The organism is Kiloniella spongiae (genome assembly GCF_001026905.1).
Classification (GTDB): Bacteria; Pseudomonadota; Alphaproteobacteria; order Kiloniellales; family Kiloniellaceae; genus Kiloniella; species Kiloniella spongiae.
The window spans coordinates 255,913-280,151 of sequence record NZ_LAQL01000006.1; the positions used below are offsets into that span (position 1 = coordinate 255,913).

Annotated in this window: 17 protein-coding genes; 9 read left to right on the forward strand and 8 right to left on the reverse strand. The window is 44.7% G+C overall.

Going from position 1 to position 24,239, the window contains the following annotated elements:
- The first annotated feature begins 41 nt into the window (after positions 1-41).
- From WH96_RS10185 to WH96_RS10195, 3 genes are read left to right on the forward strand one after another with little or no spacing between them, the layout of a single operon-like run.
- On the forward strand, positions 42-743 hold the full coding sequence (locus WH96_RS10185) for an LON peptidase substrate-binding domain-containing protein (RefSeq protein ID WP_047764038.1): 702 nt from the start codon (positions 42-44) through the stop codon (positions 741-743).
- A gap of 44 nt (positions 744-787) precedes the next feature.
- Positions 788-970 carry a Trm112 family protein gene (locus WH96_RS10190; protein WP_047764039.1) on the forward strand — a complete coding sequence of 61 codons (183 nt, stop codon included), beginning with the start codon at positions 788-790 and terminating at the stop codon, positions 968-970.
- 26 nt (positions 971-996) lie between these two features.
- Entirely contained in the window at positions 997-1,395 is a 399-nt protein-coding gene (locus tag WH96_RS10195) for a gamma-butyrobetaine hydroxylase-like domain-containing protein (protein ID WP_047764040.1), read from the forward strand.
- Positions 1,396-1,406: 11 nt separating this feature from the next.
- On the opposite strand, the gene WH96_RS10200 is transcribed toward WH96_RS10195, so the two are convergent.
- The 5 genes from WH96_RS10200 to WH96_RS10220 form a co-directional block, all read right to left on the reverse strand.
- Complete coding sequence (locus WH96_RS10200; RefSeq protein WP_047764041.1) at positions 1,407-1,979, reverse strand: TetR/AcrR family transcriptional regulator; 573 nt, start codon at positions 1,977-1,979, stop codon at positions 1,407-1,409.
- Positions 1,980-2,006: 27 nt separating this feature from the next.
- Positions 2,007-2,696 carry a hypothetical protein gene (locus WH96_RS10205; protein WP_047764042.1) on the reverse strand — a complete coding sequence of 230 codons (690 nt, stop codon included), beginning with the start codon at positions 2,694-2,696 and terminating at the stop codon, positions 2,007-2,009.
- Between the two features lie 248 nt (positions 2,697-2,944).
- Positions 2,945-4,210, reverse strand: a complete 1,266-nt coding sequence (locus WH96_RS10210) for a UbiH/UbiF/VisC/COQ6 family ubiquinone biosynthesis hydroxylase (RefSeq protein WP_245629473.1) — start codon at positions 4,208-4,210, stop codon at positions 2,945-2,947.
- A 197-nt stretch (positions 4,211-4,407) separates the two neighbouring features.
- On the reverse strand, positions 4,408-8,823 hold the full coding sequence (locus WH96_RS10215) for a translocation/assembly module TamB domain-containing protein (RefSeq protein ID WP_047764043.1): 4,416 nt from the start codon (positions 8,821-8,823) through the stop codon (positions 4,408-4,410).
- Between the two features lie 35 nt (positions 8,824-8,858).
- A complete protein-coding gene (locus WH96_RS10220; RefSeq protein ID WP_047764044.1) occupies positions 8,859-10,709 on the reverse strand; it encodes an autotransporter assembly complex protein TamA in 1,851 nt (616 codons plus the stop codon).
- Between the two features lie 400 nt (positions 10,710-11,109).
- Between WH96_RS10220 and amt the strand changes: the two genes are divergently transcribed.
- From amt to WH96_RS10240, 4 genes are all read left to right on the forward strand, one after another.
- Positions 11,110-12,495, forward strand: coding sequence for an ammonium transporter (gene amt, locus WH96_RS10225; protein WP_047764263.1), 1,386 nt, complete (start codon positions 11,110-11,112; stop codon positions 12,493-12,495).
- Between the two features lie 314 nt (positions 12,496-12,809).
- A complete protein-coding gene (locus WH96_RS10230; protein WP_047764045.1) occupies positions 12,810-14,111 on the forward strand; it encodes an aminotransferase class I/II-fold pyridoxal phosphate-dependent enzyme in 1,302 nt (433 codons plus the stop codon).
- On the forward strand, positions 14,111-16,495 hold the full coding sequence (locus tag WH96_RS10235; RefSeq protein WP_047764046.1) for a DNA translocase FtsK: 2,385 nt from the start codon (positions 14,111-14,113) through the stop codon (positions 16,493-16,495). The genes WH96_RS10230 and WH96_RS10235 overlap by 1 nt, the downstream gene beginning before the upstream one ends.
- A 118-nt stretch (positions 16,496-16,613) precedes the next feature.
- Positions 16,614-17,315 carry a LolA family protein gene (locus WH96_RS10240; RefSeq protein WP_053005829.1) on the forward strand — a complete coding sequence of 234 codons (702 nt, stop codon included), beginning with the start codon at positions 16,614-16,616 and terminating at the stop codon, positions 17,313-17,315.
- Between the two features lie 19 nt (positions 17,316-17,334).
- Here WH96_RS10240 and WH96_RS10245 read toward each other — a convergent pair whose 3' ends face one another.
- Positions 17,335-18,132 carry a sterol desaturase family protein gene (locus WH96_RS10245; protein ID WP_047764047.1) on the reverse strand — a complete coding sequence of 266 codons (798 nt, stop codon included), beginning with the start codon at positions 18,130-18,132 and terminating at the stop codon, positions 17,335-17,337.
- A gap of 168 nt (positions 18,133-18,300) precedes the next feature.
- Between WH96_RS10245 and WH96_RS10250 the strand changes: the two genes are divergently transcribed.
- Both WH96_RS10250 and xth read left to right on the forward strand, forming a co-directional pair.
- Positions 18,301-19,065, forward strand: a complete 765-nt coding sequence (locus WH96_RS10250) for a gamma-glutamyl-gamma-aminobutyrate hydrolase family protein (protein WP_047764048.1) — start codon at positions 18,301-18,303, stop codon at positions 19,063-19,065.
- A 557-nt stretch (positions 19,066-19,622) separates the two neighbouring features.
- Entirely contained in the window at positions 19,623-20,420 is a 798-nt protein-coding gene (gene xth, locus WH96_RS10255; RefSeq protein WP_047764049.1) for an exodeoxyribonuclease III, read from the forward strand.
- Positions 20,421-20,685: 265 nt separating this feature from the next.
- On the opposite strand, the gene WH96_RS10260 is transcribed toward xth, so the two are convergent.
- Positions 20,686-21,150, reverse strand: a complete 465-nt coding sequence (locus tag WH96_RS10260; RefSeq protein WP_047764050.1) for a cyclic nucleotide-binding domain-containing protein — start codon at positions 21,148-21,150, stop codon at positions 20,686-20,688.
- Positions 21,151-21,223: 73 nt separating this feature from the next.
- A complete protein-coding gene (locus tag WH96_RS10265) occupies positions 21,224-23,941 on the reverse strand; it encodes an ABC transporter transmembrane domain-containing protein (protein ID WP_047764051.1) in 2,718 nt (905 codons plus the stop codon).
- Positions 23,942-24,239: the final 298 nt, after the last annotated feature.

The following is a 24,239-nucleotide window of genomic DNA, read 5'->3' on the forward strand; positions in this document are numbered from 1 at the left end:
ACAAATACAGTCTTCATAAATACAGTCTTCAAAGGCATGCTATGACCGGTGGTATCTTCGATCCAAAGTTTAACGAACTCCCGAACGAACTTCCAGTTTTCCCATTGGAAGGCGCACTATTACTTCCCGGGGGAACGCTTCCGCTTAATATTTTTGAACCACGTTATCTCACGATGATTGATCATGCATTGGGACAAAGTCGCTGTATCGGGATGATTCAACCAAACAACAAATCAGCCCACGGTATTCTAGATAAAGGTGCCATAGATCAGGATACTCTGGATGATGACGATGTATCGCTCTACAAAATCGGGTGCCTTGGCAGAATCACATCTTTCATGGAGACCGATGACGGACGCTACCTCATCTCTCTTCAAGGTTTGATCCGCTATAACGTTGCCGAGGAGACACCCGCAGAATTTGGTTATAGACGTGTTATTCCAGACTATAATCCTTACCGACCCGATCTGGAAAATACCGAGTCAGAAGATTTGGATCGTACCCGACTTTTGTCGTGTTTGCGGAACTACTTTGACCTCAACAATATTGATGCCGACTGGAAAGCAATAGAGCACACAAACAATCATCGTCTGGTAAATACTCTTGCAATGATTTGCCCCTTTTCATCCGCAGAAAAGCAAGCAATATTAGAAGCTTCAACTTTGGTACAACGTGCCGATATCATGGAAACAATCATGGATATGGCCGTTCACCAAAGTAACCAGAACTTTGCCAAACAATAAACCGTACTGATTACACGATAGATCAGCGCACAATGGATAAGATTATGAGCAGCGAACCACGCGTCGACAGAAAATTACTCGAAATACTTGTATGCCCAGAAACCAAAGGACCACTGGAGTATGACGCACAGAAGCAAGAGCTAATTTCACATCAGGCAAAGCTCGCTTACCCTATTCGTGATGGTATTCCTGTTATGCTTACCGACGAAGCCAGACAAATCGATTAAGCCAACAGGTTCTGGATAGATCATCAATGACCGAGTCAATTGAAGAAGATAACGCGCAAGATTTTCACACTGAACACTGGCCGACCGATCTGAAATACAAGTCAGAAGAACGCGCACTCCATATAACGTTTGAAAATAAAAAAACCTTTGCCCTACCAGCGGAATACCTTCGGATAGAAAGCCCCTCAGCAGAAGTACAAGGTCATCATCCAAGCCAGAAGCAGGTCCTTTCCGGGCGACGTATGGTCGGCATTATTGCAATTGAGCCCGTTGGAAACTATGCCGTCAAACTAACCTTTGATGATTTACACGATACGGGAATCTACTCGTGGCAATACCTCTATAAGCTGGCAACAGAGCAAGAAACAATCTGGCAAGCATACTTGGACGAAATGGAAAAACGGGGCCTTTCCAGAGATCCTTAAAAGTATGAAAATTACTTTTCTGCCAACAGTTTAACCGCTATTTTTTTAGCTCGTCTGGCAGCCTTCTTGTCACCGCTCACCTGCGCTGTCACGATAGCACCTTCTTTCAGAAGCATGAGTTCTGCAGCGAGTTCATCTGGGTTGGCAAAACCAGCCTTTGCAACAAATCCTGTTATCTCTTTGGTTAAGATAGCCTTATGGCGAGCTGCAGCCTCATGGACCTTATGCCTGAAATCAGAAAACTCAGCGACTGCATTAATAAACATGCATCCCGAAAAACGGTGCTTGGGGAAAGCCTGATCGTTAAACCATAATTCCAAAGCATCATACATAGCCAGCAGCTGGTTCTTTGGCTCACCTTGTGCCTCCATGTACTCTAATAACCATTGCCTGATCTGTTCATCGCGTCGTTCGAGAGCGGCAAGAATCAGATCATCTTTGGAAGGGAAGTGTTTGTAGAGCGTCATGCGGGCCACACCAGCTTCGGAAACAATCTGTTCAACACCAGTCGCATGAAATCCTTGGGTATAAAAAAGCCCGAGTGCCACATCAACAAGGTGATCACGTTTTTTAGATCGGCGCATCACGTTCAATTCGTTTTATTTGTTTTGTTAGTTTTGGGCCTTGATCACAACAACGGACGGTTTCCCATCCAGTTTGGATAAAGAGCTTTGCCAACTTGGTGGACAAGGGTGTTTCTTAGAATTTTTATTACATGCCCAACCCGTCCGGATTCCTTCGAAAGCCTGCTTCATTGCCTCATTTGTGACAGGTTGTGCCCCGATTTCAAATTCAGGCACGCGAAAAACATGCTGAATTAAATACAAAGCATTCTGGCCAACCGTCGCCCGAAAGAGAGCCACTTCTCCTGTATTACGAGTTAAATCACGGGTACAGTTGATCAGCCGGAAGCCTGTCGGAAAGCCGTTAACCTGATCTTTCAGGGGCGGTGTTGCACCACTAACCTCGCAATTTTGTTTATAAATTGCCGCCAGTTCATCCAGAAAACTGGTAACATCACCATCAGCCCAACCCGGGAAAACCTGAACCGTAATCATATCCTTCCAGTTATTGACGTCCTGCCCGGGCGGCAGCCATTCTGCGGTTGTTGATTGGGCTTGGGTATTTCTGGGCAAAGCCTGCCATTGATCGGGTAAAGCCGCAAAAAAAACCTCCCCATTTCCGCCTTGGGCAATAACGGAATCCCCCGCCGCCTGAACTTTGCTTATAGGCATCAAGCCAACGGCAAATAAAAACAGGCCAGCAAAGACACTTTTGGGCCATTTAATTTCGTCTTTCATGAAAGACACTGATATCTCTCCAACGCAAAACAACTTCTACTCATCCCATCCCAAGCTAGGCCAGTCTATGCCAAGATATATACTCAACATTTTTGTGAGATATCACATTATATTCTCAAATATTAGCATAAAGATAACAACCAACTCTGGCGATTTTATGTCATTAGTCCAGAGAGTTCTTCTTGTCAGTTTTCTGGTTCGACTGATTTGCCTTATGACCGAATATCTTGATCTAGACCCTCAAGGATTTATAGTTTCTCACCCTGCATCAACCGGGGGAGATCCCCGACAATTCCCATGGCATGTTTCATGAAAAAACGTTTTACGGGTGGAATTTTGTCAACGGTCGCCAAGCCAAGATCACGTGCCACCCTTACTGGCGCCAGATCATTGGAAAACAGTTTTACAAGACCATCCATGGCACCCAGCAAGAGCACGTTATCAAAACGGCGCCACTTGGCATAATCTTCCAGAACCTGGACTGATCCAACATCAAGCCCTACTCTTCGGGCATCGACAACAACCTGTGCCAATGCAGCAACATCCCGCAAACCAAGATTCAATCCCTGCCCTGCAATCGGGTGCATACCATGAGCAGCATCCCCCACAAGGGCAAGGCGGGTATCTGTGTAGCGTTCGGCATGTAATGAGCTCAAAGGATAGGACCAGCGCATATCTGTCACGGTAAAGGCCCCGAGACTTTCGCCAAATCGACGATGAAGCTCATTGGCAAAATCTTCATTGCTCATGGCCATATAACCATCAACAAGGTCTCTTTTTTCTGACCAAACCAATGAAGAGCGATGTACACCCTCTTCGCTATCAGGTAACGGTAAAAGCGCAAAGGGACCGGAAGGCAAGAAATGTTCAAAAGCAACGCCGTTATGGGGCTTTTCATGTACCACGGTGCAAACGATACCGTTTTGATGATAATCCGTCCCTGATACCTTAATCCCGGCATTTTTACGTAGCTGAGAACCACGTCCGTCTGCGCCAATTACCAAGCGCGCTTTGATCTTTGTGCCATCATCCAGAAAGGCAACAACGCCACGTTTATCTCTTTCCAGTTCCTGCAAGCTATGCGGCGCCAGATGATACAGGTTTTCAAGTTCAGCAGCCTTGGCATGTGTCGAAAGTCTGATGGCCCGATTTTCCACAATCCATCCCATCGGCATATCACCGACTTCACTAAAATCATAAGACATGGAAAGCGGCGACGGCCCCCGGTCAATCTGACCATCGGTAATCTCGATATAGCGAATAGCTTCCGCCGCCCATGTCATACCATCCCACAGACCAACCTGATCAAAAACCCGCTGAGACCCCAACGCAATGGCAGATGAACGTCCATCAAAAGGTGTAGCTTTTTGAGCAGAAGGTTCTTCACGATCAACAACGGCAACATCCATTCCTGCGCCAGCAAGAGCAACACCCAACGTCAGGCCAACCAGGCCACCACCAACGACAAGAACTTCAACGGTTAGATCTTTTTGAGCCATATTATTTTGAGCCATTTATATTCAGGATCTTTTTTTAAGATAAGTACAATCAGAACAAAGATAATCCAGATAGCACCAGACTTGCTCATTCTTATATAAGAGGGATTAAAGCCTTTGCCAAAAGATAACCGACAACGAGCAGTTATTTGCGGCAATTTGACCTGTGAGTTTCAAATACTGATTTTGATAAATATTCAGAGAATGAAAATTAATCAGTAATCCCACTTCCAGAAGACGCCGACCTTGCTATCTGCCGTCTGTCCGGTCTCACTCTCAAGTGTGATGTTGGGTGTCAGATCAATTTGAACCTTTGCTTTAGTGCTATCCGCTGAAGCCCCCTGATCAACACCGATATAGATATTATCGGTGATATATTTTCCGGCACTGACTTCTGGCGATCCCGTATCGGAATTGGTTCCTGCGGTAAGAACATCTACCCCCAAGGTATCCCGTGCGAAGCCAAGAACACCGCCGCCAGAATCTATTTTGCCCGACAAAGACGCTATGGCCGATGCAAGTTGAAGAGCCTCCACCGCAGAAAGTTTACCCGAAGCCTTACCAAACAATACCTGAGAAAGGACCTCATCCTCGGGCAGGCCATCAGGTGAAGAGAAACTGATCTTCGGGTTGGATGCTGTTCCTTGGATAGATACAATAGCCGTCACGTTATCCGCTTCGTAGATTGCAGACAGGTTAAGTTCTGGATCAATCTGCGTACCACCCAACAATGCTATCTTACCCTGTCGCAATTTGAAGTTTTTACCTGCAAAGGAAAACTGCCCTCTTACTGGACTCAGATACCCCTCAATCACTGGTGCATTGGCAAGTCCCTTGATGGTGAATCTACCTTCCCATTCCGAATCAAGTCCCCGTCCGCGAATGAAAACCTTACGCGGCATGTCGAGCAACAAATCCAGTGAAATTTTTGAAGGTGGTTTTTCCTTCTCAGCCATCACATCCCCCGAAGTCGGCTGGCCCGGGCGATGGGGACGATTTATTTCAGTTACCTCCAGCTCTACGACGCTAGGGGCAACAGCACTGCCGATATTAATATTGGTTTCCCGGGTCGTGATATCACCCGACACCATCATGCTAACCGGTGATCCCTTGATGGCGATATTACCATCGGTCTGTACGGCTATTTGATCCTGATCGAGGGCGGCAAGATTATCGAGTTGAATAGCCAAATCAACCAGTGGGTTGCTTAAATTTTCAAAGCGAACAGTACCTTCAGATTTCAAAGTTCCCTGTTTATTATCATTTGCCTGAAGATTTAATCGCAGCAACTGACTATTTTCCAACCCGGCATCAAGTGTGATGTTTTTAAGCAGTGTGCCCAATTCGATATTTTCATAGCGACCTTCGCGCAGAGTTGCTGTGCCAACCAACTGCGGGTTCACGACAGTCCCGGAAACCTGAAAATCACTGTGGAGTTTTCCACGCATTTCCTGTGTGTCCAACGCCAAAATTGCCCACAAACTCTCAATCTCACTGTCGATTAAAAGATCCCCCGTCAAAGCTTGATTCTCAGGCACCGGGACAGACAAAGGTGAAAAGCCAACCTGAAAAGGCACCGAGCCTTTGGCCTGAATTGTCGATTGCTCTAGCCCTGTTACATCGCTTTGAAAATCAAACCGATTATTGCGTAACGTTCCAGATAATGTCGTTTGCAAAGGAGGTATTGTTGTATTCGGATCGTTTGAAAACCTAATGTTTTCAGCCTTTAACAAAAGGTTTCCCTCTGCCTTTTCAGGACGAAGAGACAAGTTTGCTTTTCCTGCCAACATCCCTTTGATTTCCAGATCAGGAGCAACCAAATTGATCAAATCAACGGGAAAGGTTTTGATCTCTACTTTTGCATCAGCACCGGAGTTTGTCAGCTCCCCAGAGCCGGAAATCACCCCCCGATCAAATGCAAGTTCAAAGGGATTAACACTGGTTTTGTCCTGTCCCTGAAGCACCACAAGAGCTTGGTGCAAAACAAGAGCCTTTTCTGCAACCGTTCCATCCAGTTGAGATAACTCAAAACGCGTCTGTGTTGTTTTTCCCGCCACAGGAAGCGCTAAATTTCCAGCACCCCCTAGGGTAACAGCCGGTGCTGTTGAACTGTTCAGGGCAAAGGTAAAATCAGCATTAGATAAACCACCTTGCAGGTCTAAACGTACCTGTTCAATAAGACGGTCCTGCACTGAAATGTCGGATAGATTGGCGGTCATTGCCAACACGGGATCACTGAAATCACCCTGTGATGTGGCCGCTATGTCCAGATCTCTGATAACCGTGTTCCCTGAATCTGGTGAAAGATTCCTTGCCTTCAAATCCAGAGCAAGATGTTGTGCCCCATCTTTTTTGCTTAGGACTGCATTGCTAGATACGGCACCAGCGACATCAACCCCAAAGGCGGCCCCAAGAGGAGCAATATCGCGTAAATCCCCCCGGATATCAGCGATAAGCGGTGTACCATCAAAGGGTACTGTTGCTGTGCCCGAAATATTATTCTGCCCCGTCTGTAACAGAATATCGGCGACTTCCAGCTGCCCATAATCTGGTAGGGAAAATCCAAATACCAAATCAAGAGGCAGAATTCCACCGCGAAGCTCAGACTCAACAACACCACTTGCTCCACTCGCCAACGTCTTCGCACTAAAGGTTGTCGCCAAATTACCGATTGTATTCTGATTTAGATTTAAAGCAGATAGCGTCACCTTTCCTTCTGCCTCTGGGTCTGCCACCTCGCCGCTAAGTGTTGTTTCAAAGTTTGCAGATCCCGATAGAGCAAGCCCGGCAACTTTACTGAAACGCGAAAGGTCCGGAGCCTCAACATTTATATCAGCCACAAGGCTTTCAAAGGTGGCAGGAAGTTTAGCTGACCCTGCGATTTGTGCCACCGGAAGAGAAAGAGCGATGTTCGATATATTAAGTATCGCATTGTCCAAATTGATGTTGGCATGCAAGGCTGGATCAGTACTTATTAACTCTTGAAGGTCAGGATTGCCCACATCAAGGTCATGAACTGTAACCCCAATGTCACCGCTCAACTGCTTGGCAATATCCAGACTCTGCACGCTTAACTCAGTGACAAGCTTGCCCTTTATTGGGGCGATTTGGGAAAGATCATCCAGAATGATTGCAATCTTTGAACTTGCCGTATTCTCACGGGTTGCCATGGCCGCCCTGACATCAGCGCTAAAAAACGCCCCGCGTGCACGCAACATCGGGATATTTAACAACCCGCTTTCAACGACGTAGTGACTCTCAAGCTCAAGGCGCAAGTTACGCCCCAGCACCTTCTCTGCCTCTGGAGGAAGTCCGCTAACTTCTGTGAGAGCTGCAGAGGCATTAACGGGAATCATTTCCAGCGTCGCCAAATTGAGATCAGAACTGATACTCCCGATGATATCCCCGATACTTAAAGCATTCTGCGCTAGCGCATCAGACTTCTCGTCCTGATTAAGCTTTATGCCTCCTGCCTGGAATGTTGTCGTGATATTCATCGACTGAAAATCACCAGCGACATCAAGATCAACAGTCCCACGCCCTAGCAAGGCCGGTGCAATCAACTGATTTAAAGCATCAACCTGCAATAAGGAGGTACTGGCTGAGATATCAACTGTCTCGTTGTCCAGATCCACCTTACCGCCAACAGAAACACTCAGGTTTGTATTGGTAATATCCAATGATGACAGCGTGATCAGATCATCTTCTCTGTTCCAGAAAACCGTCGATGCCAGGTCAATCGGCTTGTTATCCAACAAAGGCAGGGAAGTCGTCAGTTTATCTGAAAACTCTGTTGCACCAGAAAGATCAAAGGTGATCGTATCCTGACCCTGACTAGAAAGGGTCAGATCTGTTTCAAACAATTCCCCTGCGTTAGCTTTGAGTTGCCCCTGCCAGTCAACCAAGGGTCCTCGCCCTGTAACAGTTAGACTAACTTCAGGATAACCGGGGAGATCCAATGCCCGTGCAATCAACCCGCCCTGTGGTTCTGTAAGCTGTGCATCAATTGACAGAGTATCTGCAACAGGTTGGTAATTGACCCTGGCGCTGACAGATCCCTGATGAGCATCCAACTGGTCAATATTGAAGGTGCTGAGAATGCCTGATTCATCCCGCGCAGAAAACTTCATCGACAGTGCCAACAAAGCCTCTCGCCCCAATATACTCTCGGCAAGCTCAATCTTTGCAACATCAAGCTGACCAAGACTTATATCTATAGGTAAAGGTAGGGGGGATATTGTGCTTTGTGTCTCTTCCGACGAGGGAGGCAAGTCTGGGTTACGCTTCACAACCAGAGAAGCAAGAGAGATTTGGTTTATTTTTAACTGACCAAACAATAAATCCTGTGGTGACCAATCCAGAGCCAGATCCGTTGCTTCAAGCCAGTCCCCTTTAGCATCACTTAGGATAATTTTACCAAGTCGAGCACTGGAAAAGACATTACCTTCAAGCTGTTGCAGATTAATGCTCAAATCATCGGGGGCATTAACAGCGGCTTCAACCTGTGCCAATAGCGTCGTCTGTCCACTATCGGTTTGTAGATAAATATAACTACCGAGAAGCAAAAGCAGAATGAGAGCCAGTGGCGCACAAATGATCCCGGCGAGAATTTTACCTTTGCCTACTTTCATTTTAGGCCCATTTACAGTTTGGACTGATCTTCATCTTAGAAGGCCTGCCCTATACTGACGTAGAACTGCCAGGCATCATCAATCTCTTCGCGTCGGTTCAACGGAACAGCCACATCAAGTCGGATCGGGCCAATGGCTGTGTAATACCGAAGCCCAAGGCCCGCACCCCATTGAAAGTTCTCAGAGAAATCAGGAACCGCACTGTCATAAACATTGCCACCCTCAATAAAAGGAACCAGGCCAATGTCTTCAGTTACACGCACCCGGGCTTCTGCACCAAATTCGACAAGAGACCGTCCACCTATGGGGTCATCGCTTGAATTAAGCGGGCCAACAGTTTGATGCTCATACCCCCGAATTGACCCGCCACCCCCGGCATAAAATCGCTTGGTCGCAGGTATGTCCCTGGCACTATCCCCAGCCAAGAGACCGATTTTACCACGGGTCGCAAAAACCAACCTGTCATCATCAAGAATTGAATAATAGGTCGATCCATCAATTTCGGTCTTGAAGAATTCCGGAGAAGCAGCCGTTAATCCATAATAGGGCGTTGCTGTCACGCCAAAGCGAAAACCTGTTGTTGGATCCAGCAGATCATTTGTTGAATCGTATCGCGCACTAAGAGGAATACTCGCAAAGGCAAAGGATTCTGTATCGTCTTCATCTTCAATTTCGGATAATTCGAGCTCAAGACCACCACCAACAGTCCAATTCTTACCCCACTTACGATCTATACCAACAAAAGCACTAACAGAATTTTCTTCGTAGGCATCTGTATCTTCATGCTTGATATTTGTATTGGCATTAAAGCTCTGGTTATTTCTGAGATAATTTGGCTTGTTAAACCCCAGTTTTAGTTGCTGACGGATCTCGGCAACGGTTAAATCTGCCCTCAGCTTTTCGCCTTGCCCAAAGGTATTTCTGTTTTCCCAGAAAAACTGCGTTCCAGCCCCTTCACTTGTTGAGAAGCTGGCCCCAAGGCCAACCGATTTATGCTCTCGCTCGACAAATACAAAGGTTATGGGAGTCACATAGGTGCCATCACGGGCCGCATTACTTGTATCCAGAGGCTTCATCCGGACAGCTTCGAACAAACCAGTCCGCAGGTATTTACGCCGCAGTTCATCTATGATTTTGGCGTTGTAAAGAATACCAGCTTTCCACTGTCCCAGTTTCTGCAAATAGTTTGCATCAACTTCATTCAAACCTTCGAATTCCAAATTCCCCACAACCAGTCTCGGACCTTCGTCAAGAACAAGCGTGACATCCATTTTTTGTGTCGCAAAATCAACGATGGCTTCCTGATCAGCCAGTTTCGCATCCGGATACCCATGATCAGCCAGAATTACAATTGCCTGGTTTTTCGCTTCGACAATAGCTTCCGAGCGGGCAACAACACCCACTGAGATTCCAATGTTAGCATTGTTTAATGCCGGGGGAATCTGCTTTCCGGATTTGAATACAATACTGAATGTATTGAGGTGGAATTGAGGACCTGTCTTAATGTCAAAAGCGACGCTGATGGGCCTTTGACTATCATCAACCTCATAAGAGATGTTGTTATCGTAGTAACCTTCAGAGCGCAGAACCTTATCAAACCCCTCACTGTCTTCCGCTACCCTGCGCTTGAGTGCCGCCAAACTGGAAGGGAGCTTGTCCTTAAGCTGTTCCAAGCGGGAAGATTCCTCAGTAAGACTTAACAGATCACCTTGTATATCGCCTGATATAAAAACCTCGTATTTATATCCCTCAGAATTATCGATAGATAATAAGTTCTGAGCATTCGCATGACCAAACATCCCGACAAACAACAGGACAAAGACAACAAAAGGTATGTTAATTCCTAGGAATTTCGTGATCTTCCCAAGAAAGTTAAATCGTCTCATAAAGGGCGTACTCAATTGTATCTACGTTATTACTCCATTCTTGGCTCTATTCGGGATCAACCTGTCCAGTCAAATAAGCTTACCCCGTGCCTTAATATAGAAAAACAACGCTCCACTAAACTCTACCTATCAATGACTATAGCTTTATCGGCAACTATTCAATCGTGGCTTATACCTATTTATAAATAAGCACATCAGGTATGTCTAAATTTTAATCAACTGATATTCTGTGATTAAAATTTAGACATAAATTATTTTGCATTGCACAATTTGAATCCACTCTAAAGTGCCATATACAACATATATCTATTTGAAATTAAACAATATTATTTTTTTTAAAAGTTGGCACGTTTCTTGGAACTAGAAGATCAGTCCCAGAACGCTAATAATGGAAGAAACAATGTCCAGCTTTCTCAGCTCCCTACAAAAAGCCCGCAAAAGTACTATCGCACTTTTTGCGATCGCTGCTTCATCACTTACACTCACCGCACCTGCACATGCTGCGGTGACAGAAGAAACTGCCTTTGTCTTCAATACATTTTCTTTTTTGGTAAATGGTGTCCTCGTCATGTGGATGGCAGCAGGCTTTGCCATGCTTGAAGCAGGTTTGGTTCGCAGTAAAAACACCGCCGCAATCTGTCTGAAGAACATTGCCCTTTATTCTATTGCAGGGCTTATGTTTTATCTCGTTGGCTATAATCTTTTATATGTTGGCGTAGACGAAGGCGGCTTCATAGGAACCTTCAGCTTTTTCTACGATTCAGGCGACACAGAAGTCGCTCTGCTTTCCGCAGAAACCAGCACCGAAGAGTTGATAACCGCTGTCACATCAAACGGCTATTCCGTTATGTCTGACTGGTTCTTTCAGATGGTCTTCGTCGCCGCAACCGCGTCTATTGTTTCTGGCACACTGGCCGAACGCATAAAATTCTGGCCATTTATGTTATTCATTGCGGTTCTAACCGCCATTATCTACCCAATACAGGCTTCCTGGAGCTGGGGTGGTGGCTGGTTGACCGAGCTTGGCTTTAGTGACTTTGCCGGATCAAGCATCGTTCACTCAGTCGGCGGATGGGCAGCCCTTTCTGGTGCAATTGTGCTAGGCCCACGCAAAGGTAAATTCTCAGCAGATGGTCGAGTCAAACCAATCCCCGGATCCAATCTACCACTCGCAACACTCGGAACATTCATTCTGTGGATGGGATGGTTTGGATTTAACGGTGGATCACAGCTTGCGCTTGGATCTGCAGCAGATGCCGTTGCCATGGCTATTGTTTTTGTGAACACAAACATCGCAGCCTCTGCTGGTGTTGTGGTCGCCATGATCCTGACGCAACTTCTCTACAAAAAAATCGATCTCACAATGGCTCTCAACGGTGCTTTAGCCGGTTTAGTCGCGATCACGGCAGGACCCGATGTTTCCCATGCATATATGGCCATTATCATTGGCGGTATAGGCGGTGCGATTGTTGTCTTTGCCGTTCCGTTACTTGATAGCTTGCAGATTGACGATGTTGTCGGTGCAATTCCTGTGCATCTTTGCGCAGGAATATGGGGAACGCTGGCTGTTGGAATTTTTGGCTCTGGAACTTTTGTTTCACAACTAACAGGCATTATTGCCATTGGCGCCTTCACCATTATCTGCAGCACCGGCCTTTGGCTTCTGCTCAAAATGACCGTTGGCATTCGGGTTTCCGAAGAAGAGGAATACAACGGCCTTGATGTCAGCGAATTAGGTTTGGAAGCCTATCCAGAATTTGGACGAGGTTCACAGAAACTCGTCTAACGTTTTCAGTCTCTCCACTGAAGCTGGTGATTTCGCAACCTATCGCGAAATCACCTGAGGCGCGGCATCCGGTTAATCCCTTTTCCGGTACGTCTCATCCTCCTTAGGCCCTACAGACCGCTATCCGAGCTCTTTCCTAGTAGGGCCTTAACTTGCCGCCTATCACACCCTCGTGATAGGCGGTCTTTTTATTAAACGGCAAAAAAATTTCTTTTCTCTAGCCACGCTCTTGCCCGAATTGGTATTTAGTTACATTAATTAAAATCAATTTACTGCTGATTAAAACATTAAAGAGTCTGAGGTTAAGAGTTCACGTGATTACCCGCCAGTTTGTTGACCGCCAAAAATTACAGGAATTTCATCCCTTTACCCGTCTTCGCGCCCTGCTAGAAGACCTTCCTGTCGGGCGCTCTTGCCTGGAAGATGGACAGGTGATCAACCTTTCAATTGGTGAACCGCAGACACAACCACCCGATTTTGTTACCGAAGAAATAGAAAAAGCAGCTAAAGGCTGGTCAAAATACCCTCTCTCAAAAGGGACACCAGCATATCTTTCTACCAGCGCTAATTGGCTGGAAAAACGATACAATCTACCAACAAATTTTATCGATCCAACCAGACATATCTTAGCTGTACCCGGCACGCGCGAGGGGCTTTTTATGACAGCCCTCACAGTGCTCTCAACACCCAAAAAAGGTGAAGAAGCTCCTGTATTCCTGACCCCCAACCCCTGCTATCATGTTTACACGGGGGCCGCAGCCGCAGCCGCAGCAGAAGTTGTAACCGTCAGTGCAACCAAAGAAAGCGGTTACCTGCCCGATTACACAACAGTTCCCGAAGATATTTTAAAGCGAACCGAGCTTTGCGTGCTCTGCAGTCCCTCAAATCCCGAAGGGGCTGTCGCAGATCCACAACGTATAAAAGACCTGATCTCACTGGCTTGTAAGTACAATTTCGTCGTCGTTTTTGATGAGTGTTACGCCGAAATTTATACCGATACTGCACCACATTCAGCTTTAGAAATAGCTGGAGAAATAGCAGCAGAACTGGAAACAAATTTTCCAGGCAGCTCTCAACCTGATCCCTTGGCCAATATTCTGGTTTTTCATTCTCTTTCCAAACGATCCAGTGCAGCTGGCCTTCGTTGCGGCTTTATTGCCGGCGATGAAAAATGGATTTCCATGATTAACACCACCTGTCAGGTTGGCGGCGCAGGCGTTCCTATTCCCGTTCAGGCCGCAGGAACACGGCTATGGCAAGACGAAGAACACGTTGAGGTTAACCGAGCACTCTATAAGAAAAATTTCGACCTTGCGCAGACAATCCTCGGGAAAAGTGTTCCTGTGGAGATTCCCGCAGGCGGCTTTTGTTTATGGCTGGAAGTTGGTGATGGTATAGAAGTTACCAAAAGACTTTGGCAGGAAGCTGGTATCCGTGTCATGCCCGGCGCCTATATGAGTCATGCCAACAGTACGGGTTCATCACCTGGGGATCGCTATATTCGCCTTGCCCTTGTGTATAATTCTGATTTTATGGAAAAGGCTCTCGAAAGTATTCGTAACCTGCTCGAAACAATGAAGAACTCAGAAACCAAAGATTTGGGAGCTAGTAGTTAATGGCACGATCAGCCAAATCGGATAAAGTTCAACTGCTTCCACAGGGCACTGGCGTTTTTTTTCAAAAACGACTTATAGAATGCCTAGGCGTTATACTGTTGCTTACAGGAATCGCGCTATTCCTGTCTTTCGTGACCTATAGCCCTACAGATCCGGGCTTTAACAGAGCCACAGATAGCATTGTTGAGAATCTGTTAGGTATCTACGGCGCTCAAATCGCGAGCTTTATGCTGCCGTTTGTCGGCTTATCCGTATATTGCTTACCCCTTATACTCGCGGCCTGGTGCTGGAGATGCTTTAAAGATCACAGCCTCAGCCACCCCTGGCTCAGAACCTTAACACTCCCCCTATTGATCATCGCGCTCTTCGTTACGTCTGCAGGGCTCCCACAGGCAGAGGGCTGGCTAGGCCAAGGCCAAACATCCAATCTAGGTGGCGCATTTGGTCAATTAGCCCTTAACGAGTCTCAACCTTATCTAGGTGATTTATCCTGGGTCATTTCTCTCGTTTCATTCCTTATTGCCATTCCTCTTTTCCTTTATGCTGTCGCCCTCAGAAAAGAAGAATGGCTAACAATCGGACGTGGATTAAAGTTTGGCTTTTCCGCAACAAGTCAAATCAAACATATCTTCAGCGCGCCCAACCCCTTTAAAAGAAACCGCGATGAAGAAGATGAAATGCCTGATATTCGTGGCAAACGAGATCAGGCAATCCGCAGACGCGCAAAGAAAGATCGGATTGAACCGACTCTTGAAGAAGAAAAAATCACCAATGCACGCGTTGAAACATCTGCCAAAGCGACTAAACCAAGTAAACGTATCAAGGCAGAAGAGCAAGGGCGTCTCAATCTGGAAACCGTTGACGGTGAATATGAACTACCGCCGATTTCCATACTCAATGATACCCCAAGCGATTCAGGTAAAAACAGCTTAAGTAAAGACGCGTTAGAAAAAACGGCACGCTTGCTAGAGACCGTTCTTGATGATTTTGGCGTCAAAGGAGAGATCGTTACAATACGACCTGGCCCAGTTGTCACACGATATGAACTAGAACCAGCCCCAGGCACAAAAACAAGCCGGGTTGTTGGTCTTGCCGACGATGTTGCCCGATCAATGTCAGCAATTTCCGTACGTGTCGCCGTTGTTCCTGGTTCAACAACGATTGGTATTGAGCTACCAAACAGCAAAAGGCAAACCGTCTATTTGCAAGAGCTAATGGGATCCAGCGACTACGATAAAGACAAAGGCAAGCTCCCCATCATACTTGGTAAAGATATCGGTGGCATTCCATCCATCGTAGATCTTGCCCGGATGCCCCATTTGCTGATTGCAGGTACAACAGGCTCTGGTAAATCAGTGGCCGTAAATGCCATGATTCTTTCCTTGTTATATCGCTTTACGCCAGATGAATGTAAATTCATCATGATTGATCCTAAAATGTTGGAACTCTCTGTCTACGACAATATCCCCCATCTATTGGCACCTGTGGTCACTGAACCTAAAAAGGCTGTGGTTGCTCTGAAATGGACCGTACGTGAAATGGAAGACCGTTATCGCGCTATGTCCAAGCTAGGTGTAAGGAATATCGACGGGTACAACGCCCGAATGGAAGAAGCACGCAAGAATGGTGAAATTCTAACAAGAAAGGTTCAGACGGGATTTGACCCAGAAACCGGGCAGCCTATCCACGAAGAACAACCGTTCGATATGAATGCCCTGCCCTACATCGTCGTTGTTGTCGATGAAATGGCCGATCTTATGCTTGTGGCTGGCAAGGACATTGAGGCTGCGATTCAACGACTTGCACAAATGGCCCGTGCCGCCGGCATCCATATTATGATGGCCACACAGCGTCCGTCTGTTGATGTTATCACCGGTACAATCAAAGCAAACTTCCCGACCCGCATCAGCTTCCATGTCACGTCAAAAATTGACAGCCGTACGATCCTTGGCGAACAGGGCGCAGAACAGCTTCTCGGGCAAGGTGACATGCTTTATATGGGACAGGGTGGCAGAATTCAGCGTGTCCACGGCCCATTGGTCACCGATGAAGAAGTCGAAGAAGTTGTAAACTGGTTGAAAAAGCAGGCCATGCCGAATTATATCGAATCAGTAACCACTGAAGATTCCGAAGGCCCCGATTTTGACGCCACAGCTCCATCTAGTAGCGGCGGGAACAGCAGTAAAGCAGACGAGCTTTATGACAGAGCTGTTGCAGAAGTTATCAAGAGTCGAAAAGCCTCTACCAGCTACGTTCAACGACGCCTTCAAATCGGGTATAACAGAGCCGCAACAATCATCGAACGAATGGAAGATGAAGGCGTTATTTCATCAGCTAATCACGTTGGGAAACGTGAAGTTCTGGTGCCAGACCGAGATGAATAAAAAACAAAAGTGAATTGAGGACAGGGGAGTTCAGAATACGTAGAGATACGGCCTTGTTTTCAATCGCAACATAACGCACAAACATATTATTGAATTATTGATTTATAAGGATCAAATCTTGGTCAAGATTACCCAAATATTTTCAGCAAAAACCTTGCTAATACTTACCTTAACATTATCTGTGTTCGCAGGATCGCCTTGGTTCACAAAGTCACTAGCTTATGCAGATTCAAATATTTCAAATGAACCCAACGGTCTAACAGGCCTCTCCCCTGACGAAGTATCTATCGTTCGTCGCGTAGAAGGCTATTTAAATGATCTGAAATCAGTTTCAGCACGCTTTATACAAATATCCAGTAATGGCAGCCTGTCTGAAGGAAAAGTAAGCATCCAGCGGCCAGGACAAATGCGTTTTGAATATGATCCTCCGGTTCCAATTATCATGATTGCCAATGGCGCAACCCTGCTTTATTTCGATAAAAAACTAAAACAATCAACTTATCTTCCCCTTTGGAAAACACCGCTGTGGTTTTTAATTCGCGAAAAAGTCGAGCTGCACAAAGATATTCAAATTCTTAGTGCCCAGGAATCCGACAGCACAATTCAACTTGAATTAAAAGCAGAAGGCGAGTCAGACGGCACACAGATGACATTGCTATTCAGTGATAATCCTATTTCTTTGAGAAAATGGGAAGTCGTGGATGCTCAAGGAATCACAACTCAGGTATCACTGATAAACCCTGTCTATGATACCACAATTGATGAAGACATTTTTAAAACTGATGATCTCGATTTAAAAAGACAAAATCCAGAAAAATAAGCTGTTTAAAATAAGCTGTTTAGAGATTCCTCTTTTTAAAAGGCCTTATTAATAACTGAAGGAGTGCTTTGTCTTGTGCTCCTTCAACGCCAATCGCCATACCAACCGTTCTTTGCGTCTTGCTTTTGGAGCGAAAAATCTTGTCCCAAAAACTGAAGACCGTTCCATAGTTACTATCCGTGTCATCACGAAGTGCATGATGGTGTACCCAATGAATAGCTGGCGTAACAATGACCAGCGATAAAGCCTTCTCAAACGGACCTGGCAAGCGCACATTAGAATGATGGAAGAGCGTTGAAATCAATAAAATAATTTCGAATATAATGATCGATATCAAAGGAATATCAAAAATTACAACAATAAATACTCTCATTAATGCAGACAACAAAACCTCACCAAAGTGAAAACGAAGCGCTGAAGTCGTATCCAAATTTGTATCCAAATGATGTATTTCATGAAAGCGCCAGAGAAAGGGTATTTCATGATTGAGACGATGCCACCAATAAATCAAAACATCCAAAAGAATAAGATCAAATATAATCCCCGCATTACCAGACAAAAATTCCGGTCGCCAACCAATGATGTGTGACGTTGCCCAAGCAGTCAGCGGAATAACAACAAATGGGGACAGGAATAGATTACAAAACCATAAGCCTATATTTCGCCGAACCCTGATGGGGAAATACTTCTCTAGCCATTCACCGCGCGAACTCAAAGGCACCGCAGGAAAAGCTCTCTCAAATACAAAAAGAAATAAGAGCCATAAAAAAACAAGCCCTCCTTTATAAGCCAACAAAGTTGTTACTAAATTTTCCATCTATATATCACACATCACTAAACTCATACCCTGATCCTCGTTCTCATTATTGTCTTTTTGTTTATTTTCCCAATTACTTTCTGGAAGTCAGAACAAGCTTGCACTCAATAGCGTAAACAGTACCATCACAAATCAAGTTTTCATGAACATATTTGATCTATAAGTCCAATGACCAATTCAGTATTACCAATTGTCGGTGTATCAGCCTGCCTGTACAAAGCAGATACACCCAAACCTTACCACGCTGTTGATGATAAGTATTTACGCGCGGTTGCTGTATCATCACGTATAATGCCTGTAATCGTTCCAGCTCTTGGTGACTTATTGGATATACCAAAGCTAGTCTCAAGATTGGATGGCATCATGCTAACCGGTAGTGCCAGCAATGTTCACCCTGATCGTTATAATACACCACCTTCCCCCGAAGCAGAGCCGTATGACCCCATGCGGGATCAGACAACCTTTGCTTTGATAAAAGAAGCCCTTAAACAAGAAATACCTATTTTAGCAATTTGTAGAGGTTTCCAAGAATTAAATGTTGCTTTGGGCGGCAGTTTGTATCCACAGGTCAGTGATATCCCCGGACGCATGGATCATAGCAGCCCCGATACTAAGGACATGGAAATTGATTATGGTCCAAACCATTCTATCTCCATCGCAGAGCATGGGTGTTTGTTTAATATACTTAAGAGCAACGAAACAAAGGTAAACTCACTCCATTATCAAGCGATAAACCAACTTGGTGAGGGACTGATCGCTGACGCCGTTGCAAAGGACGGTACTGTGGAAGCTATCTCTATGCCAGAACAACAGTCTTTTGTTCTCGGCGTTCAATGGCATCCGGAATACAGAGCGAATGATAACAATACATCAAAAGCTATATTCAAAGCCTTCGGGGATGCTGTAAGAGAGCGAGAAAGAGAATTTTCTTAAGGGCTGGATGTCTTTAAGGATCAAGCCTTCTAGCTTAGATTGCTTTTGTAGGGATCCTTTTCTAGGATATACGTCGAGAGCATTGTTTTATAATTCTTTGTTTTCTGTGGAGTCCCGACAAATACTTTCAATTTAAACGACAAATTATCTTCATAATTAGGGTTATATTCCAAAAATACCTCTTATTTTATGAATAAAGTCCTGTAACTTAAATTTTATCCACAGGTTCATTGAAATCCCCACTAGATGGCTTATCTTAGAATCACGTCGCCTCCTACCTCACTCCTGGCGACGTTAAAGGAACTGGAATCCCCCCTCTGGTTCCTTGAAACTCTGCGAAGAAGCGGGAACACCTGGTTATCCCCCCAATCAGGTGTTCCTTTCTTTTATTTTTGAAATCTATGTGATAGAATCTTTAATGTTCTTCACCTGAGGTTTTAATTTAATAATAGTTTGATCTCATTTCGCATCAGAAATAAAACCAATCATTTATTCCATATACGAAACAAATTCATATCGAATACGGAATAAACTTGTTTCGTATATGGAATAAATTAATGACGCTTCGTATTGCTACCTGGAACATTAACTCCGTCAGACAACGTTTAGGCCATCTTAAAGATTTTACAGATAGTCACAAACCCGATGTTCTCTGTTTACAAGAAACTAAAGTTCAAGATAGCGAATTCCCATTACATGATATAAAATCAATGGGTTACGAAGAAGTATTTTTCCATGGACAAAAAAGTTATAACGGCGTCGCGATTCTTTGCAAAAACACCGTTAAAAATCATGAAAAGATAATCTGGTGTGGGAAAGATGACCGTAGACATATCGCCATTGCGTTAAATAATGGCCTCGAAGTTCATAATTTTTATGTTCCTTCAGGCGGCCCCATTCCGGACCCGGAACAAAATGACAAATTTGCTCATAAGCTCCAGTTCCTCAAAGAAATGTCCAAATGGGCCAAAAAACCAGACGTTAAAGAGAAAAAACTGATCCTTGTTGGTGACCTAAATGTCGCTCCGTTGGAAAAGGATGTTTGGAACCACAAAAAGCTCCTTAAATCTGTTGGACACACGCCATTAGAAAGTGAGCTGATGGCAAAACTTAGAAAATCAGGCGACTTAATTGACGTTGGTCGTCATTTTATTCCTGAAGACCAGCCTCTCTACAGCTGGTGGGGCTATCGCTATAAACCTTCCTTTGAGAAAGACTATGGATGGCGTTTGGATCACATACTTGCCACCCAAAGTCTGAAATCTGCTTTGAAAAACTTTGAAGTTGTTAGGCACACACGTGGTTGGGAAAAGCCATCTGATCATGTTCCAAATATCGTCGATATCGACATCTGATTTCCACATGTCGTTTATAGCTTTTCTCATGTCGGTTACAAAATCCTAAGTCTTAAACCAAAGAACTGATCACACAGCTCTCTCTAGCTTAAAAAATAGAGATCGAGCTGAAAATTCAGCTACTCCGACACTGTATTTAAGTGAAGGATAATAGGTTAGCGATAGAAGAGCCAAGTTGAAATTAAGCTGTGCATAAATATCAAGATTAAAGGCGATTTAAGAGTAAAAGAAATATCATCTTAAACTTCTAAATATAGTCAAAGTTCTAGCCTGCTTTTTCAGCCAAGACGTTTCGGGCCTCTGTTAATTGACTGGTCGTATGATCAATGCGGTGCGCAAGCACCCGCATAACTTCCACACCCATTTCCGGGAAATCCATCACCATATTAAAGAAAAGCTCTTTGGTAATTTTTAATGTAATGAGTTCCGACGTGGCTTTAACAGTCGCCGTCCTTGGTACATCACAAAGAATAGCAATTTCACCAACAAAGTCATTTTTCCCAAAAGAAGCAACAACAAGAGGACCATCATCCGTATCAACAATGACATCGGCTTCACCTTCGATAAAGATATAAGCCGCATCCCCCGCATCTCCCTGATGGAAAAGCTCTTTTCCCTCTTTGAAAATCAGGCGTTCACTTGCAAAGGCCATAAGCTTTAATCTGGAAGGATCAATATTTGCGAAGAGCGGAATATTCTTTAGCACTTCAACTTCTTGTTCGATAGACATTTACCCTGCTTCCCCACTTACTCTGTTTCTCGTGGTAGTTTTTGCGTTAGTTTTTTTGGTTAGTTTTGTACCTCTATTCGTCATCAATAAGGCTTTTTAAAACTTTACCCTCTTTGTTCAGTTCGTCGAAACTGCCACTTTCGACAACTTTTCCATTCTGCATAACTATAACATATTCAAAGTGTTGCGACAGGCTTGCCCTCTGCAATGTCCAGCAAACGCCACGATCTTCCTGGGCTTCCATGATAGATGACACCAATCTGATCTGGCTTTGTGAATCCATAATTGCCGCTGCTTCGTTTAAAATGAGAAGATCTGGGCGTTTAATGAGCGAGCGTGCCAGGGCCAGCTTTTGCCGCTGAACACTGCTCAAACGATTTCCAGCAATGCCGACATTAAATTCAAGCCCCACCTCTATAACCTCTGACCGCAATCCCAATTCATCCAGAAGTTCTGTCATCACCCGCCCGATAGTCGCACCTGCTTCAGCTCGGCCATAAGCCAAGCGGCCAAAGAGGATATTATCCTGAATACTTGCCGCTGAGTTATAGTTATCCGGATCGTAAAACTCGACGGCATCCGGATCACGACTTTCCAGTTTTTCGGCAAATATCTTACGGGCCTTCAAAATTTTTGCTTCAACGTCTTCCGTCACGAGCCCAAGACGATGACGGGCCTCAACATAATCGAAAGGTAGGTACATCAAAGCTTCACGGTCAGAATCCGAAATATCAGAGAAGTTACTTTTGTCGGCTCGTTTTACAATCTTATCGAATTCCGGCAGATCGTCAGCAGAGATAAAGCTGAATTGTTCAAAGAACTGATGAGACGGAGGAAGGCCCATAAACAGTTCAACCATGGTTCGGGCAATAGAAAGACCCATATTATAGATACTGTCTCTTAAATCAGCCTCTTTGACAGCCTCACGCAAGATAGGCATCGCTAAAAGATTATTTCCTGCGTACTGTTTTTTACGTGGTGTTCCGAATAATAAATTTTCACGTAAAGTCGCATTATTGTTATATTTCTCAGGATCAAATGCGATAACAAGATCTTCGTCACCAGTCGTTTTCAAATGCTCTTTCAATGCAATCCTGGCTCCCAGAATACTCTCTGCAATATCCGGGCGATTTTCACTATCTACGATGCCGCTCAAACCAAAGAGATAAACATCTTCTGCAAAATCAACGGCGCGCAATACTTCTGTTACGCGAGGGACCAATTCAGCCGGATCATTTATCCCTGCAGAGGTAAAATCAATCCACTCACCATCCGGGTTTAAGGCGATATTTCCTGTCCTAAGAGCTTCTTGTTTTTCCCTAAGAAGTTCAGCCTCAGAATTAGAAAGGCAGGCTGGATCTTTGATCATCCAGTTCCGTAACCCATAAAAAAGATTATCCATAACAGACATGGGAAAGAGATAAGCTTCTGAGCTAACGTAAGAAATTCGACGTCCGGTAATAGCAGAAGGCAGATGTGCTATCGGCTTGCCCCCTATTTTCATCGATCCAGAAGACGACTTAACCAGATTGGCCAGAAGCAACCCTAAATATTCTTTCCCACTGCTGGCATTTCCAACAACGGCAATTTTCTTATCAACACCAACTGTGAAAGTGATGCCTTCCAGGAGCCTGTTTTCATTTTCATCTACAAGACCAAGATTACTGACAACAATATCACCTGTCAGCGGCGGGCTATGCTTCTCTTCAAGCTGTTGCATTTCAGCCTCGATCATACCGCTTGGCTGGAACTGATCAGCAACCTGCTCGTATTTGATTTGGACATCATTCCGTTGTTGATCCCAGTTAATGAGATCTTTTATAGGAGGCGGCAAATCTTTGTAGGCAGCAAGAACGGCTACAAGCGTACCAATTTCAAACTGCCCGGTAATGACCAAATACCCACCGCCAAGATAGAAGATAAAGGGTGTTATTTGTGCCAGTAAATTATTCAAAAATTTAACAAAAAACTTTCGCTGATAGATTTCATACCGAATTTTGAAAATCTTGCCGAGCCGATTTGATATCTCGGCACGTTCATAGTTACTGGTATCGTGAGACTGGATTTCTACGGCACCTTCGACCAATTCACTGACTCGCCCGGCCAAAGCCCGCGCAGTCATTTGGCGTTGACGGCCAAGATCCAGAATACGTTTGCGTAGTTTGGGAATGACAAAAGCTTGTACGAGAACAATACTCATCGCCACAACGCCCAGCCAAACATTCTGAACCATGATAAAGATCAACGCCGTTAAGGCCTGACCGCCCAAAAAGAACGGGGTAACAATCGCATCGCCAATAAAACCACCAAGAGGTTCAACTTCATCTTTGAGCATGGTTGCAATTTCAGCCTGTTTAACACGGCGCGTATGCATAACAGGAAAACGCAGAATGCGATCGGTCAACTCGAAACGTAATCTCCGGAGCATCCGCTCGCCCAGTTGGCCTTTCAACGTATTAATAACAAACTTAAAGAGCCCATTAACCAGCACAAGTCCCAGAAAAGAAAAACACAATGCAAACAACAACGCAATTTGTGTTAAATCAAAACCTTCAAATAAAACAACTTTCTCACCAAAGATTGCTTCTCCAAAAGGAAGTTCAAACCGCATGAAAGATAAAGTAGAGTTGATGTCTGCGAAATTCTGAGAGTCAACAGCACGATTTATGATGCTTTTTGGTAAATCCAATGAAAGGAAATAAAAGGGCATGGATGCCAGCACCAGGAAAAGAATTTTAATTTGATCTTTTCTACTGTGCTTCCAAATATACTTGAAAAGTCTTTGTTCCATTGCGCCCCAAATCCCCCGCACCCGGCCTTAATAAAACTAAAACCGCGGCCAATACATCTGTATTTCAAACAGGTTACAAGATAAATCCTAAATTCTATTGAGTAAACTACCCACAAATTTTTAACGCCTGAGAAAACCAGCCTATCCGAAGTGCGAACAGAGGTAAACTCACGGTAATAAACACATTGTTATTCGTTGTGTAATACTCGAATAGAGAGACTATGTTAGCTTAATAATATTGGATATATTATGTTATTAAACATATCTATCTGACAAAAATATTTTTAATAACATATAG

What these genes read in the sequence shown, in the direction of transcription:
- amt (WP_047764263.1), top strand. Translation starts at nt 11,110, where the DNA reads ATGTCCAGCTTTCTCAGCTCCCTACAAAAAGCCCGCAAAAGTACTATC.
- WH96_RS10195 (WP_047764040.1), top strand. Translation starts at nt 997, where the DNA reads ATGACCGAGTCAATTGAAGAAGATAACGCGCAAGATTTTCACACTGAA.
- WH96_RS10205 (WP_047764042.1), bottom strand. Translation starts at nt 2,696, where the DNA reads ATGAAAGACGAAATTAAATGGCCCAAAAGTGTCTTTGCTGGCCTGTTT.
- WH96_RS10220 (WP_047764044.1), bottom strand. Translation starts at nt 10,709, where the DNA reads ATGAGACGATTTAACTTTCTTGGGAAGATCACGAAATTCCTAGGAATT.
- WH96_RS10185 (WP_047764038.1), top strand. Translation starts at nt 42, where the DNA reads ATGACCGGTGGTATCTTCGATCCAAAGTTTAACGAACTCCCGAACGAA.
- WH96_RS10260 (WP_047764050.1), bottom strand. Translation starts at nt 21,150, where the DNA reads ATGTCTATCGAACAAGAAGTTGAAGTGCTAAAGAATATTCCGCTCTTC.
- WH96_RS10250 (WP_047764048.1), top strand. Translation starts at nt 18,301, where the DNA reads ATGACCAATTCAGTATTACCAATTGTCGGTGTATCAGCCTGCCTGTAC.
- WH96_RS10215 (WP_047764043.1), bottom strand. Translation starts at nt 8,823, where the DNA reads ATGAAAGTAGGCAAAGGTAAAATTCTCGCCGGGATCATTTGTGCGCCA.
- WH96_RS10265 (WP_047764051.1), bottom strand. Translation starts at nt 23,941, where the DNA reads ATGGAACAAAGACTTTTCAAGTATATTTGGAAGCACAGTAGAAAAGAT.
- xth (WP_047764049.1), top strand. Translation starts at nt 19,623, where the DNA reads ATGACGCTTCGTATTGCTACCTGGAACATTAACTCCGTCAGACAACGT.
- WH96_RS10210 (WP_245629473.1), bottom strand. Translation starts at nt 4,210, where the DNA reads ATGGCTCAAAATAATATGGCTCAAAAAGATCTAACCGTTGAAGTTCTT.
- WH96_RS10200 (WP_047764041.1), bottom strand. Translation starts at nt 1,979, where the DNA reads ATGCGCCGATCTAAAAAACGTGATCACCTTGTTGATGTGGCACTCGGG.
- WH96_RS10235 (WP_047764046.1), top strand. Translation starts at nt 14,111, where the DNA reads ATGGCACGATCAGCCAAATCGGATAAAGTTCAACTGCTTCCACAGGGC.
- WH96_RS10245 (WP_047764047.1), bottom strand. Translation starts at nt 18,132, where the DNA reads ATGGAAAATTTAGTAACAACTTTGTTGGCTTATAAAGGAGGGCTTGTT.
- WH96_RS10190 (WP_047764039.1), top strand. Translation starts at nt 788, where the DNA reads ATGAGCAGCGAACCACGCGTCGACAGAAAATTACTCGAAATACTTGTA.